The 15621-nt window shown below is 40.1% G+C and carries 12 protein-coding genes; 3 read left to right on the top strand and 9 right to left on the bottom strand.

What is annotated here, in order from left to right:
• Positions 1 to 158 precede the first annotated feature (158 nt).
• Positions 159 to 1187: a HipA domain-containing protein gene (locus tag M0R21_02460; GenBank protein MCK9616674.1), complete on the top strand. Its 1029-nt coding sequence runs from the start codon at positions 159 to 161 to the stop codon at positions 1185 to 1187.
• On the top strand, positions 1184 to 1576 hold the full coding sequence (locus M0R21_02455) for a HipA N-terminal domain-containing protein (GenBank protein MCK9616673.1): 393 nt from the start codon (positions 1184 to 1186) through the stop codon (positions 1574 to 1576). The genes M0R21_02460 and M0R21_02455 overlap by 4 nt, the downstream gene beginning before the upstream one ends.
• A gap of 161 nt (positions 1577 to 1737) precedes the next feature.
• On the opposite strand, the gene hydA is transcribed toward M0R21_02455, so the two are convergent.
• The 7 genes from hydA to thrC form a co-directional block, all read right to left on the bottom strand.
• Positions 1738 to 3063, bottom strand: a complete 1326-nt coding sequence (gene hydA, locus M0R21_02450) for a dihydropyrimidinase (GenBank protein MCK9616672.1) — start codon at positions 3061 to 3063, stop codon at positions 1738 to 1740.
• Positions 3064 to 3158: 95 nt separating this feature from the next.
• The gene (locus M0R21_02445; GenBank protein MCK9616671.1) at positions 3159 to 3518 is read right to left on the bottom strand and encodes a four helix bundle protein; all 360 of its coding nucleotides are present in this window, start codon (positions 3516 to 3518) and stop codon (positions 3159 to 3161) included.
• A 204-nt stretch (positions 3519 to 3722) separates the two neighbouring features.
• Entirely contained in the window at positions 3723 to 4994 is a 1272-nt protein-coding gene (locus M0R21_02440) for an amidohydrolase family protein (GenBank protein ID MCK9616670.1), read from the bottom strand.
• A 1-nt stretch (position 4995) separates the two neighbouring features.
• Complete coding sequence (xdh, locus tag M0R21_02435) at positions 4996 to 7560, bottom strand: selenium-dependent xanthine dehydrogenase (GenBank protein ID MCK9616669.1); 2565 nt, start codon at positions 7558 to 7560, stop codon at positions 4996 to 4998.
• Between the two features lie 13 nt (positions 7561 to 7573).
• Entirely contained in the window at positions 7574 to 8893 is a 1320-nt protein-coding gene (locus M0R21_02430) for a carboxypeptidase-like regulatory domain-containing protein (GenBank protein ID MCK9616668.1), read from the bottom strand.
• Between the two features lie 7 nt (positions 8894 to 8900).
• On the bottom strand, positions 8901 to 10157 hold the full coding sequence (locus tag M0R21_02425) for a carboxypeptidase-like regulatory domain-containing protein (protein MCK9616667.1): 1257 nt from the start codon (positions 10155 to 10157) through the stop codon (positions 8901 to 8903).
• Between the two features lie 12 nt (positions 10158 to 10169).
• Complete coding sequence (thrC, locus tag M0R21_02420; GenBank protein ID MCK9616666.1) at positions 10170 to 11402, bottom strand: threonine synthase; 1233 nt, start codon at positions 11400 to 11402, stop codon at positions 10170 to 10172.
• A 102-nt stretch (positions 11403 to 11504) separates the two neighbouring features.
• On the opposite strand from thrC, the gene M0R21_02415 reads away from it, so the two are divergent.
• A complete protein-coding gene (locus M0R21_02415) occupies positions 11505 to 11705 on the top strand; it encodes a hypothetical protein (protein ID MCK9616665.1) in 201 nt (66 codons plus the stop codon).
• A 37-nt stretch (positions 11706 to 11742) separates the two neighbouring features.
• On the opposite strand, the gene gyrB is transcribed toward M0R21_02415, so the two are convergent.
• The gene (gene gyrB / locus M0R21_02410; GenBank protein ID MCK9616664.1) at positions 11743 to 13707 is read right to left on the bottom strand and encodes a DNA topoisomerase (ATP-hydrolyzing) subunit B; all 1965 of its coding nucleotides are present in this window, start codon (positions 13705 to 13707) and stop codon (positions 11743 to 11745) included.
• Positions 13708 to 13835: 128 nt separating this feature from the next.
• Positions 13836 to 15566, bottom strand: a complete 1731-nt coding sequence (locus tag M0R21_02405) for a hypothetical protein (protein MCK9616663.1) — start codon at positions 15564 to 15566, stop codon at positions 13836 to 13838.
• Positions 15567 to 15621: the final 55 nt, after the last annotated feature.

The following is a 15621-nucleotide window of genomic DNA, read 5'->3' as shown; positions in this document are numbered from 1 at the left end:
GGAACAATGCTGTCCTGATAGTCATCGGGATGCATTTCCGCAATTATTTTAAATGCCTCGTTCTAAAATGTGATTATACAAAAAAGTGAAAAAATGATACAAAAACGTAAAGTTACTTTAGGACGAGACAATATTTAATTTGTAACAAAAAAATTGGCGTGCATAAAAGAAAACATATAAAAACCCTGCCAATAGCTGACCACAGCGGTTTTAGTCCAAAGCCGGGTTGTATTCCGTTTGCCAAAAAGCACCAGTATTTTATTGTTACCGATATAACTATTACTGGCGATGCCCCAAAAGATTTTATCAGGTATTATCAATACATTCAGGATAGCAGTATCCGAAAATCCAATTCGAAAACCTGGCCTCTTTTTCTTGCCAAGCATGGGCATAAACACTATCCTATGGAGTCCATTACCGAATATCTTCTTAACCGCATTGGTGAAGTATTGGGTTTTAACATGTCTGAATCACGTTTAGGGTGGTTTGGTGGACAACTAAGATTTTTATCGAAATATTTTTTAAATCGTCCACATGAACAGGTTCTTGACCATGGTGCCGATTTATATGCAGGTTACCTGAACGACCGTGATTTTGTTGAAGAAATTGAAAAATTGCACAAGTCACCTGAATATTTTACAGTTCAGTTTACTCAAACCGTTTTACAGCATTTCTTCCCTGATGATTATGAGATATTAATGCTTGAATTTATTAAACTATTGGTTTTCGATGCACTTATTGGCAACAACGATAGGCATTTTTACAATTGGGGTGTTATTAGAAATGTTCAGGGAAAGCAAAAACCTGTTTTTTCACCCATTTACGATACAGCTCGCGGATTGTTTTGGAACGACCACGAAGATAAACTTATAGAAATTTACAATAATAAAAATCGGTTATATTCGTTTATTAAAAAGTATTCAGATAACAGTACGCCAAAGATTGGATGGGATGGTTTCAAAAAACTCAGCCATTTTGAATTGGTTGAAAAACTTAAAACTTTACCTTTTACTTTAAATTGCGAAACGATAAAAAACATTTGCAGCGATGCAAAAATAAATGAGGTTATCGGCATGATAGATAAAGAGTTCGGTCAATTAATGAGTTTTAAAAGAAGAGAACTGATTAAAATTTATTTACTATACCGACACGATTGCATCAAGAAAATCTTTAACTTTGCATCATGATTGAAAAGTTGAAAAAGATATTGTGGAAGGTTGATGGTATGGAATTTACTGATAATCCTGTCGGCTCAAAAGGTGCTTTTCAGTTAAAATATGGAAAGCAAGTAATTGGTATTTTGTCCTACGAGAACAATCAATGGACATTTGAATATTCCGATGAATTTAAGAAAAATCAGGTTATTAATCTGATAATTGACTTTCCTGACCCGAATAAAGTATATACAAATGAGCAGTTATGGCCGTTCTTTGCATCGCGAATACCATCTTTAAATCAATCATTTCAATTTAAGAAAATAGATAAGGCTAATATAAAACAAGATGATTCGGTTGGTTTATTAAGATTGTTTGGTAACGAGACTATAAATAATCCATTCAGGCTTTTTGCATTATAATTTGGCTTCTCACAAATTGGTATTATCAGGAGCTTTTATATAATTAATAATTTCCAGACTGATTGATCCCGAGAACCCGGGATGTATTTCCGCTATTATATTAAAATAAAAATATTCCAACAGGCTATTAAAACCCGTCAGGTTTCCAAAACCTGACGGGTTTATCTGTGGTATACAACGCCTTTAAGAAAAACCATTTCAGCAAAACCTTTTACCGGTATTCCTTCATAAATAGTATGGTCGCAGTGCTGGTACTGCGTTTTGGCTGAAATTACCATTTCTTTATCCGGGTTCCAGATAACAAGGTCGGCATCCATGCCCTTGCGTATATCGCCTTTGTGTTGCGATATGCGGAAAATTCTGGCAGGATTGTCAGAAACCAGTTCCACAAAACGATTCATCGAGATGCGTTTTCCCAATACGCCATAAGTGTAAAGCAGTTGCAACCGGAATTCAATGCCTCCCGTTCCGTTGGGAATCCGGGTAAAATCATTTTTCCCAATATCCTTCTGTCCATGTAGATTGAACGGGCAATGGTCGGTGGCAACGGTATCAATCACTCCGCTTTGCAAAGCATCCCAAAGCGCTGCCTGGTCAGCTTTACTACGTAGCGGCGGACTGAATACATAAGCTAACGCCTCAGCATCCGGTTTTTGATAACAACTGTCGTCAAGCAACAGGTAATGAGGGCAGGTTTCGGCAAAAAGTGGTAAGCCTTCCCGCTTTGCACGGGCAATAAGTTCTACCGATCCGGCAGAAGAAATATGAACCAGATACGTAGTACAGCCTGTCTCCCTGCAAAGGGCGATTACCTGTTTTACTGCCGCTGTTTCCGTTTCTACGGGGCGCGACAACGCATGATAACGCGGAGCCGTTTGTCCTTGTTTTAGCATCTGCCGTTGTAGCCGGACAATTTTATTACCGTCCTCGCAGTGCACCAAAACGGTTGCGCCAAACAAGGCAGCAGTCTGCATCACTTTTTTCAAATCTTCCGGCTCTATACCGATAGTGTTTTTGTAAGCTAAGTACGTTTTAAACGAGCGTATGCCTGCTTCCTGCACACACCAGGCCATTTCATCTGCCGTATGCGAAGTCCATTCCGAAATGCCCATATGAAAATGGTAATCCGTGAGACTGTTCGTGGATTCATTAAAGCGTTTTTTAAATGCAGATTGCAACGATTCGCCTCTGATGGGGGTAACAAAGTCGATGAAATAAGTAGTGCCTCCGGCAAGGGCAGCGCGGCTGCCACTTTCAAAATCATCGCATGATGGTCCGGCTGGCGTATCGAGATGCAGATGAACGTGCGGGTCAACTCCCCCCGGAAATATCAGTTTGCCCGTAGCATCTATGATTTTCATCTTCTTGGAAGGTGGCAATTCCTCATCCGTAAGCGAAGAAATTAAGCCATTTTCGACAATAATATTTGTCCGGTCGGTGTCTTCCGAAGTGATGAGGGTTCCGTTTTTGATGAATAATCCAGGCATTTTAAGGTCAATTACGAATTACGAATTACAAATTACGGGAAATCAATTAACAATTACGAATTAACAATTACGAATTACAAATTACGAATTACGAATTACGTTTTTTGGGATTTAGAAGTGATCTGGATTTTCCCAATTATTTTACAAATTTCTTCTGATTGGTTTAGTAAGCCAGTGGACTTTTCGTTATCAAGATAATCAGTCGCCTGTAATAATTTTATCCAATAGATTGTTTCTCTTGCTTCTTTGTAGGCAATGGAAAGCTTGGAAATAAAATCAGCCTTTGATTGAGCACCAATCGCTTCTTCTATATTTGCACCAACGGATGTTCCACATCGTAAAAGTTGTTTTGACATCACAAATTCATGTTTTTCGTTAGATAGAAACTTATATGCATTGATAATTTGTATTGCAAAATCAAAACTTTTCTTTTGTATTACATTATCACTCTTCATACTCAAATCAATTATCAATTAACAATTACGAATTACAAATTACGAATTACGGGAAATCAGTTAACAATTACGAATTACGAATTACGGAAAATCAATTATCAATTACGGAAATTCTTTCAGCATTAAATGGACTCTGACATGACTTATATGGTTTATAACTTTCAATCAAAATTTAATTCGTAATTCATAATTCGTAATTCGTAATTATACCCTCCGTTCCATCATTTTTCCCCAAAGCCTCTTCCCTTCTTCTTTTGAAAACCTCAGAATCTCCTCTTCGTTTACCGTGATGATTTTTTTGTCCTTTACAATTAGTTTTCCGTTGGAAATTACATGTTGCACGTGTCTGGTTTCCAAGCCGAACAGGAAATGTCCCAGAAAGTTGGAAGCGTTTATTTCCGTTGGCGAATCATAATCGAGTACCACTAAGTTGTTGTCCCCGTCGCCGGAAAAATGGTTTAAAGAGAGGTATTTATGCACGTTGCGGAAACGGCGGTACATCCCCGGATAGTCAATGCTGTCGAATCCCTGTCCGATGTAAAAAGCCGCTTTGGCGCTGCGAAGCATGTCGCTGTGCATCCCATCGGTTCCCAGCATAATATTTTCGCTCAGTCCTCTGGAATTAAAGTATCCTACATTATTGTTCAGGTTGCTTTCCGGATTTTGAACCACCCAGACCGGGGAATTCCGGAGAATTTTTCTTTCGGTTTCGTCAATATGCAGACAATGACCAAAGATGGTTTTTGGACTTTCTAATGCGCCTGCGTCTTTCAAACGATTTACGACCCTTTTCCCATAGGTATTCAGGCAATGTTGCTGATCATATTCTCCTTCCGCCACATGGATGTGAATGCCAGAATTCATCCTGCCGGAAAGAGATATAGCCTCTGCCAGCGTTTCTTCCGAAACGGTAAAAGAAGCATGCAATCCCACCAGTCCCTGGTTTTTCTTCAGATAATTTTCCGTTTCCTCCAAACCTTTCATGGCAATGGCAATACCATCGCGGTCGCTGATTTCGTAACAGAGCAGGTGCCCAACGCCCACTTTATCGAAAGCTTTGGCAATGGTTTCCAGCGAGCCTTCCACGGCAAAAGGCGAAGCATGATGATCGATGGCAAAAGTTACCCCGTTTTTGGCGCAAGCCACAGCCGTAGCCAGCGCACTTGCTTCTATCATGTCTTTATCAAGGCATTTGTCCAGCGTCCACCAGACATATTTCAGTATCTCATAAAAGTTCTCCGGCGGCTTTTCCGGTGCGGGCATGCCTCTCGACAAAGCCGAATATACATGATGATGCCCACAGGCAAAAGATTTGGTTACTAACTTTCCGGTACAATCAAGAATTTCCTCTTTGCCGTCCTGCGGGATGGCAGAAAGAAACTCGATGCCATCATTTTCGCTTATGCGGATGTTGACTTGCCTGAATTCGAGAGTCTGCCAATGGATAAAGGTGGCATTTTTAAGTATTACAGCCATATTATTTTCTTTTTAAAGGTAATGAATAACGACGTTTGCCATCGAAATCGCAGAAAGCGTTGGCAACGGCGGCGGCGGTAGGGACCAGCCCGATTTCACCCAAACCTTTGGCTCCGTATGGTCCCACAGGATCTTCCACTTCCACGCCAAGCACCACAATTTCCGGCATATCTTTAGGTTTGATGATTTGTAAATCTTTGATTTTATCCGAAACGAGATAGCCATCTTTCATCGGAAGCTCCTCGGAAAGAGCATAACCTAATCCCATGTGAACAGCACCTTCCACCTGTCCTTCAAACATCTGCGGATTCATAATTTTCCCTGCATCGTGGGCAGCATACACCGTGGTGATTTCACCTTTCTCATTCATCTCTACCAACTGGGCGGCATAGCCATAGGCAAAATGTGTAATTACTTCTTCAACCTCCGCTCCCGGCTTGGTAGTCCAGTCGCAGGTATAATTTCCTTTGTAAACCTTGCCCGAAAGTTCTTCCAGCGGGTGGTTTTCCAAATCTTTACGGATGGCTTTCGCCGCATCGAGGATGGCATTGCCCAGCAAGGCGGTCGCCCGCGAAGAAGTTGTCATCCCGGTAGTGATCCCGGCTTTGGTGTCAACAATCACTTCCACGCATTCGGGCGGAATGCCGGTTTCCTGATGCAGGGTTTGGATAGCCATATTGTGCACCCCCTGCCCCATTTCCGTCCAGCCATGGTGCAAAACGACCCGTTTGCCGGAATATATCTCGATAATCACATCACTAAAATCAGCCATGCCATTGCCCACTCCTGAATTTTTGATGCCACAGGCGAGCCCTTTTATTTTTGCCTTGTCGTAAAAAGGTTTTACGGCAAGCAGGCATTGACGGACGCCAACTCCTTTTTTCAAAACCTGCCCGGTAGCGGTCATCCCGCCTTCATCCAACGCATTATCGTAACGGAACTGCCAGCGGTCGAAGCCACCCATCTTACAAAGTTCATCTATACAACCTTCCAGTGCAAAGCAAACCTGGTTGGCACCGAAGCCGCGCATGGCTCCGCTCGGAATATTGTTGGTATAAACAGTCAGCGATTCAAGATTTACGCAAGGGAAATGGTAAGCGCCGGTGGCATGTCCGGCAACGCGTTCCATCACCTTATTTCCTACCGAAGCATAGGCGCCGGTATCGCCCACCGCTTTCAAACGGATAGCTGTAAGTTTGCCGTTTTTATCGCAGCCAACAGCAATATCCATAAACACAGGATGCCGTTTAGGATGCATCCGGATGGATTCTTCGCGCGTGAGCCTGACTTTTACAGGTCTTTTCATATGCCAGGCAAAAAGCGCGGCAAATCCCTGAACCGTCATGTCTTCTTTTCCGCCAAAACCTCCGCCGGTAGAAACCAGCGTTACCCTTACCTCTTCTGCCGTAAGGTTAAGCAAATTGGCAACCTGCCGTCGGTCTTCATAAATTCCCTGCCCGTTAGAATACAAATGAATACCATCATTTTCAGGCAAGGCAATGGCCGTTTCTGTTTCCAGAAAAGCATGTTCTATCCGTTGTGTCTGATAAAAACCCTTGGCAACAAAATCTGATTTTTCCAAAATCTCTTCAGCATCTCCTCCGCGGTAAACCCTGCAGTTTTCTAAAAGATTATTCCTGTCGGGATGCACCTGAGGAGCATCTTCTTTCAATGCTTCCATTGGATCGGTAACAGGCGTAAGTATCTCATAATCTATTTTAATAAGACTTGCTGCCTTACGGGCAGCTTCTTCCAAATCGGCAACCACACCGGCAAGCACATCACCAATGTAGCGGGTAGTTTCGCCGGTTTTTATCATCAGCGGCCAGTCGGGAAAAATCAAACCTGTAAAACGGTTACCCGGAATATCTTTGGCAGTGAATATTTTTACAACACCCGGAAGCTTTTCCGCTTCAGCATGATCTATTTTTAAAATCTTAGCTTTAGGATGATCGCTAAACCGTAATGCTCCGTAAAGCATACCATCAAAATGCAGGTCGTTGACAAACGGACGTTTTCCCAAAGCCGTTTGGTAAGCCTGGTATTTTGGATAAGAAGTTCCCACTTCTCCAGTAAGTTCTGAATATTCAATCCCGGTTCTTTCGCGAAAAGCTTTTGCCGCCTGTTCAATGGCATCTATAATTTTTACATAACCCGTGCAACGACAAAGATTTAGCGTGAGCGCCTGCCGAATTTCTTCCCTTGTCGGGGATGAATTTTTCTGCAAAAGCACATGGGTACGCATCAGAAAGCCGGGGGTGCAAAAGCCACATTGCACGGCGCCTTTTTCCACAAAAGCTTTGGCAAGTACATCCCGAACTTCCTCTGGCAAACCTTCGAGGGTATTCACCACTGCACCTTCCAGCTTTTGCATGGGCGTAACGCAGGAAAGTTTTGCTTCACCATTGATTTCCACCATGCAGGCACCGCAAGCCGCCTGAGCGTTGCAACCGTCCTTCACCGAAGTGATGTGCTGCTTGTTCCGGAGATATTTCAGCAACCTAAGCTGCGGATCGCCGGAAAAGGTAACCGGTAAACCATTTAATATAAATCTGATTGCAGTCATAACGTTTACAAATTTAAAGGGTATATTTAAACCAAAACAATTTTTTAGGGAATGTAAATGAACTTTTTGCAATACAGAAAACGGTATTATTTTCTATTTGAATTTTCTCCGGAAACAATGCGTTTTCAAGCGTAATATAATTCAATGCCTTTCCGGTTTTTGTATCAATCTTACTGATGTAACCGATTCCATTTACCATTTTATAGCAATAAAAATCGCCACTTTGATATGCTTGCAAAACTCTGCAAAAACCTTGTTCAAGGCAAAAGTCAATCATTAGTGTTTTTAACTCCTGCCCTGTTTTACCAAAAATATGAAGTTGGTGATTAACTAAATCGAATGCAAAAATGCTATCATTTTTAACAAATAACGGATTATAAGATGACTTTGATATGTTTTGAAAAGCTGCTGTCTTTTTAAATAAATCCAGAGATACTTTTCGTGCATGTGGAGATTCCGACATTTCCGGAGTTACGTTGTAATATTCTAATAAACTATTATATGTGCTTTGTGCATTAGAAAATTCCCCATATCTTTGTGCAATCTCCTTTTGTTTTTTCTGATCATAAATTTTAAAGAAACATTGCTGATAACTGGAATCAATACCAATTAAATAATAGTTATATTGCTGCAAAAAAGTATTGTATTCCATCGTAATAATATTTTCAGAAGTAGCGGCTAACGTATTACCTAAAACCTGATCAAAATATTTTCTGGAAACTGCAGAGTAGAAAGAGATATTTCTGTTTTCGTCTATACGCAATTGCCTCACGGAATCATCCGCTATCAGATGTACCTGATAAAACAAATCGGTGTAAAATCTATCTGATTTGAAAGGTATAAATTGTCTAAAAATGGCTTTTACCGGATTGTATAATTCATGGAATTCAAGAGCCGTCTTGCCATTGACTTGTAATAATAAAACAATAAGGTCATTCGTAATAGTATAATCTATAATAGTTTCCGTTTGCTTCCCGGAAAAAGAATTTTTAGTTGAAATCTCAAAGATAGGAAGTTCGACAATTTTTGGTATTAAAAACACTGTATCTAATATAGTTTTTACTTGCGAAAAAGTCACTTCTTTAGATAAATAATTTACATGCGAAAAAACTGCTGACTTATCTTTCTTTTTAATAATTAACTGAAATCTGCCAAAACCGTCAGAAATCGTTCCGGAAAATTTATCAACAGAAATATTTACATTAGAAATAGGTTGGCGAGTAATTGAATCAAGAACAACACCATGAACTGGTTTTTGGGTTTGTGCCTGAATGTTCAGATATATAAGCATTGAAGCAATTACAATTAAAGCGTATTTATAAATGCCTTTCATCCGTTGGTTATTCTTTTATTTTTATGCCAAATAATGTATTCTTTTTATTTTCATTATGAAAGTCATGATAAAGGAAATAAATGCATCCATCATTTATTTGTATGTTCTGCGGAAAAGAAAATGGAATCTTTATAATATTTTTCAATTGCCCGTCTGCTAAATCAATTTCTGCAACTTGACATTCTGCATTTTTTGAAAAGATAGTATAAGCCTTATTTCTGTATTTATCTGTTATAATCCGGTGAACCCAATTTTTTTTATTTATATAAGAAATAGAAATACTATTAATTAGGCTTAAATCTTCGGAATACACTTCAATATTCCCGGATGCATGATTAAAAAAATAAATTTTATTATCTATTTTACTTAGTGCAAGATACGACGGAGGGTACATAATAGTTTTTTCAAACCGGATTCTTGCAGAAATATCGGACATCCCTACTGCATTATTTTTAATCAGCCATGATATATAATCACTTGCTTCTTTTGCCTTTCGTTTTTCATTCGAAGTAATAAAAATTTTTGATACATTATCATGCTTATTCACCCCGTAATATTCTTGCAGATATTCATTAGAAGTTTTTGTTTTAAAAATAAGATAATCTTTTATGTCAAACATGCAATCCGATACGGCATCATTAAATTTGTCAATGCTTACACTGAATGGAAAAGATATTCCTAATGAGTCAATATTTATTTGGAATACAGAATCTCTTCCAATCAATTGATAACCACCCATACAATCAATAAATAAGCCTCTTGGTTTAAAAGAAGATGACAAATAAAGACTTGTAATGGTATCGTTTAAACTGCGAAGCAAAATTAATTTATAAACATTTTTATAAAGATCGTTTCCAAGAACCAAAATATTTTTTTCGATAAAGATGTAATCGCTTACCCAGAATAAATCTCTCTTAATTTTTTTTGAAGTAATCGTAGCTTCCTGCAGATGGGTCATTTTAGGCATCAAAAAAACAGCAGCGGGCTTTGAAAACGTTGCATTTAGAAGACTGATGGTATCTGTCTGGAATGATAAATGGGAAAAAATTAGGACAGCTTTGTTATTATCAATGTTAAGCCGAAAGTATCCTTTTGCATTGGTTGAAGTGCCTGTATTTGCTCCTTTTACAACGATATTTACATTTTCGACGGGAATGTTATCTGTAATATCAAAAACATAACCGCTTACCTGGCTTTTTAATGTCCCATTAAGTAAAAATGAAAAAAAAATTATCAATAAGATATTCCGGCAATGAAAAGTCATAAACAAAAAAAATTAAACATCTTTGTAAACAAATTCACCATTTTTAACCGTTTCCGGCAAAGTAACCAGCGATGAAACAGCATTCAAATCCTTCAGTCCGCTTCCGGTAAGCAGAACAGCAATCTTGCTGTCGTTTTCCGGCGGATTTGTTTCACAATATTTCAGATATCCTGCAAAAGCGGCCGCACCGGCAGGTTCGGTAAAGATTCCAAAATTCCGTGTCAGCTTCAGAGAAGCATTCAGAATGGCATCATCAGGCACGGCAATGCCTTCTCCATTATATTTCAGCAGAAAATCCTTTGCCATGTAGAAATTCCGGGGAATGACCACCGAAATGGAGTCGGCTATGGTTTGTGCGGAAGATGGTTTAAAAGTTTCAGAATGGAGGTTGCGGATGATGCTGTTACTTTCTTCTGCCTGCACGGCAACAATCCGTGGCATCTTTTCGATAATGCCAAGCATCAGCAGATCTTCAAAGCCTTTGTAAACCCCGGAAAGGATGACGCCATCGCCAACAGAAACAAAAATCATATCCGGTACCTGCATCCCGCACTGACGGAAGAGTTCAAAGGTAGCCGTCTTTTTTCCTTCAATGGTAATCGGATTGTAAGCCGTATTCCGGTTGTAGAGTCCGTATTCCTTTGTGGCTTGCAGGCTGAGATCGAAAGCTGCATCATAATTTCCATCCACCGGGACGATGGTTGCACCGTACAGCATTATCTGCAATAACTTAGCTTTAGGCGCCGTTGCCGGAACAAAAATCACCGCTTTTTGCCCCTGCGAAGCACAGATGCCTGCCAGCGAAGAGCCGGCATTACCGGTGGAGGCAGCAACGATGGTATTGATTTGATTTTCTTTGGCAAAAGCCGAAACCAATGCCGATGCCCTGTCCTTAAACGAAAATGTAGGATTATGCGAATCGTCCTTCAGAATAAGCTGATGCGTACCGTTTCTGCTCTTTTGCTGCCAATGATAAGCCGGAGTATTTCCAACTTTCAGCGGGCCGAAGCTTTCCAGTGAATTTACCGGCAGTATATCAAGAAAACCATTTTGAGATAAGTTTTTAAAAAGCTCACCCGGCGCAACATTTTTGCGGAGTTTATTGTAATCGTAAACCGTTTTCAGCACTCCTCTGGGCGGAGCATCCGGAGTATTGCCGCTTTCGCAGGATGGACAAAGGTAACGGACACCGCCGGCAGGATATTCTTTTCCGCAATTGACGCATTGGTAAAAAAATTCGGGCATGTTTTCTAATTTTTCATGTGTTATTAATTTCTTAATTCATTGGTCACATAGCCTGCCCCGATTTCTCGGGGGAATATCCATAAAATATCATCCTCGGTTGGTATGAGCATAGCCCTTATGGATATTTCATCAAAATTATTAAAAAACAAATATCAGAAGAAAAAATTAAAACCGTATTATTTTAACCTTCCAGCGTACGAAGTACCTGGAAAAGGTTTTTATGGGAAGAGTTTTTTTATATTTTTAACTCTTTCCCCCGATTTAATCGGGCTTGGAAAGTTTAGGTTTGATATATCTAAATAGCTTTATTCATGATGGCTGCAACATTTTCTACATGTAGCTATACATCAATATTGGCATATTTGGCGTTTTTCTCGATGAATTCGCGGCGGGGTGGTACTTCATCGCCCATCAGCATTGAAAAAACACGGTCGGCTTCGGCAGCATTTTCAATAGTTACTTGGCGAAGTGTACGGAATTGCGGGTTCATGGTGGTATCCCACAACTGTTCGGCATTCATTTCGCCCAGACCTTTATACCGTTGGATATGAATTCCTTTATCACTGCCATTGTCTGAAAATTGTTTTACCAATTCGAGCCGTTGTTCTTCTGTCCAGCAGTATTTTTCGGAATTGCCTTTTTTAATCAGGTAAAGTGGCGGGGTAGCAATGTAAATATAGCCTTCTTCAATCATTTCTTTCATGTGGCGGAAGAAGAAAGTAAGAAGAAGTGTGGCAATATGGCTACCATCTACGTCGGCATCGGTCATAATCACAATTTTATGATAACGAAGCTTGTCCATATTGAGGGCTTTAGTGTCTTCTTCGGTTCCAATGGAAATGCCGAGTGCAGTAAACATATTTTTGATTTCTTCGTTTTCAAAAATTCTGTGTTGCATTGCCTTTTCCACGTTCAGAATTTTACCTCTGAGTGGTAAAATTGCCTGGAAACGGCGGTCGCGTCCTTGTTTGGCAGTTCCGCCTGCCGAATCTCCTTCCACGAGAAAAATTTCGCATTGAATAGGGTCGCGTTCGCTGCAGTCGGCTAATTTCCCTGGTAATCCTGAGCCAGAAAGAACTCCTTTGCGCTGTACCAGTTCGCGGGCTTTCCGTGCGGCATGGCGGGCAGTAGCAGCAAGAATAACTTTGTTTACGATGGTACGGGCTTCTTTGGGATGTTCTTCCAGGTAGTAGTTGAGCTGCTCGCCTAAAAGCTGATCCACAGCACCCATCGCATCCGAGTTGCCGAGTTTGGTTTTTGTTTGTCCTTCAAACTGGGGTTCCTGTACCTTTAAAGAGATGATGGCAGTAAGTCCTTCGCGGAAGTCATCGCCGTTAATGTCGAATTTTAATTTGGCAAGCATACCTGATTTTTCAGCGTAGGCTTTCAGCGTACGTGTTAGTGCCCTGCGAAAACCTGCAAGGTGAGTTCCCCCTTCGTGGGTATTGATGTTATTAACGTAGGAATGGAGGTTTTCGGCAAAGGAAGTGTTGTATTGGAGTGCTATTTCCATGGGCATTCCATTCTTTTCCCCTTCAATACAAATAGGATCGGGCATCAACCGTTCACGGTTTACGTCTAAGTAATCAATAAAGTCTTTGAGTCCTTCTTCTGAATAAAAGGTTTCAGAAATGAAATTTCCGTTTTCATCGGTTTCTCGTTCATCGGAAATGGTAAGGGTGATTCCTTTGTTGAGAAAGGCAAGTTCGCGCAGACGCGAAATAAGGATTTCTGATTTGTAAACAGTGGTATTAAAAATACTACTGTCGGGATGAAAAGTTATTTCAGTTCCGTTAATATCAGTTTCTCCGATAACTTTTACATCATACAAAGGTTTTCCATAAGCATATTCCTGTACAAATATTTTTCCTTCCCTGAAAACCCTTGCTGTAAGATGTTCGGAAAGGGCATTTACGCAGGAAACGCCCACGCCATGCAAACCACCCGAAACTTTATACGAGCCTTTATCGAATTTTCCGCCGGCATGCAACACCGTCATTACAACTTCCAGGGCTGAGCGTTGTTCTTTCTCATGAATTCCGGTTGGGATACCACGACCATTGTCGAGCACTTTAACGGAATTATCTGTGAGTATTGTAACTTCTATCCGGTCGCAATAACCGACAAGAGCCTCATCTATCGAATTATCAATTACTTCATAAACCAAATGGTGCAATCCGCGTTCGCTAACATCACCAATATACATGGCAGGGCGTTTACGAACAGCTTCCAATCCTTCCAATACCTGAATGTTATCTGCAGTATAATTTTCCTGTGCAGATAAGTTCTTTCTCACATTATTCATAATCAATTATATATCATCCACAATAAAAGTAATCAAATGTATAAAAAATTTGTTTACATCTGACACTTAAAGTTAACAAAATCAAATATTTTATTAACAATTTGGCTAATGCAAAACGAATGAAACTGTTAAAAATTGTATGAAGCGCCAAGCAACACGTTAAAACCTTTCACAGGATAGTTGTTCCATAGGGAATAAGAAGAAGATGTGAGGTTATTCAACTGCAAAAAAGCGCTGATTTTCTCAGTTACGGAATACTGTGCCCCGATATTCATATCAAAAACGGGGTCTAATTGTTTGATTTTTTCATACACATACAGGCTCGATGTTTGTGTAACCGGATCAATGCGAGTTTCGTTTGTATAATCTTTTACGTATCTTTTCCCCGCAGTAAATAATTGGCTATTAAAGGAAAGACGTTTACTGGTTTTAAACTGCATTTGCATAACCAAATCCCAGTCGGGTCTATGGAAAGGCTTTTCAAGTTTATCCATCGAATAATGGTAATACCCGCCTTTTACAGTGGCAGAAATCCAGGAGTTGACATGGTACGAAGCTTCACCGGTAAAAGAGAACAGGGTAATGTCGTCGTATTCCACACTGAATTTGTTGTGAAATGCCTGTGCATACGAATTGGTGTCCTTGTTGTACGAATTGATGTCATTGATGTAAAATGGGTAATCCAATATCCGTGATGATGAGATAACGGCTCGCAGTGAAATTTCAGCAGAAGGATTGCTGTTGATTCCGGCAAAAATCCGAAATTTTTCGTTGCTGTTTTTGCGGACAGAAGTATTGTTTAAATAAGGATTTTCTTGGGTCAGGCTTCGAAGTCCGTTTTGCTGAAGATTCCCGTCAATTCCGGCTCTCAGCATCAGAAGGTCTTCGAGCAGGTTAATGCTGGCTTCCGCCTTAGGGTATAAGTAAAACTTACTCTCGGAACCTGAAACTATTACGGGTTGCAAACCTATCAGGATATTAAAACCCTGCATTACACCCCTGATGTAAGGCTGAATGCGGATGATAGAATTCTGTTTAGATAAAAGGCTGTCTTCGTTATCGTAAAAATCAGCATTGAGGTTAATTCCTACAATTTCTTTATCGGCAAAACGAAAGGCATCGTAATTTTTATACACTCCTGCATTTGTTCCTATGTTTAGTTCATGGCTTTCCCAGCGATCAGAAAAAGAGAAAAAGTGCAAATCGGCAAAATAATTGCCTTTTTCCAGTTCAGGATTGTTGCTTTGGTACAATAGCGTACCATTAAAAGTCGAAAACCGTTGCTTTATGTCATTTTTTGACAACGAATAGGTATAGTCACTGGGCTTATATCCGTAAAAGTGATGTACATCTCTTGAAAATCCAAGGTTTGCTGAAAGTTGTGTCTGGTTTTCAAAAAAATGTTTGCCGTTTAATGAAAGAGAGTTAGTGCTGTATGTACTGTTGTCGTAATCTTTGATGCTTCCGTTTACCGAGTGGTGTTTGTAATGTATATTCCAAGACTGTTTTTCGTTACGGGTGCTGCTGTAAAAAGCTTCAAGATAAGGTGTCCAGTAGTTTCCTATACCTGCTTTAACGTATCCTTTTGTGACATCAGGTAGCGATTCTCCGGCAACGTTGAGGGGTTTAACAGGCTCAACCTGGAAATTTGTTGGATACTGGCTGGTTCTAATAGAGTAAACGACGGTTGGGGCTTGTAGGGTTGACTGGTAAATGGATGGAGTTCCGTTGATTTTTGTGGCTTCGGGAACCGTAGGGTCAAAAGGAGCCACCACGGTAATTTCTTCATTTTGCGCCATTGCAGTTATGGGGAAATGCAAGCCAAACGTATAAATGAACAACGCAAAACAGGTTTTCATCCGAAGGAAATTTGTTTTACAAGTCCGGGGCGGAATTTGTTTACAATAGTTTTTA

This window comes from Lentimicrobiaceae bacterium, assembly GCA_023227965.1.
Classification (GTDB): Bacteria; Bacteroidota; Bacteroidia; order Bacteroidales; family JALOCA01; genus JALOCA01.
The sequence above is the reverse complement of the archived record's forward strand: the minus strand, read 5'-3'. Positions and strand labels throughout refer to the sequence as shown.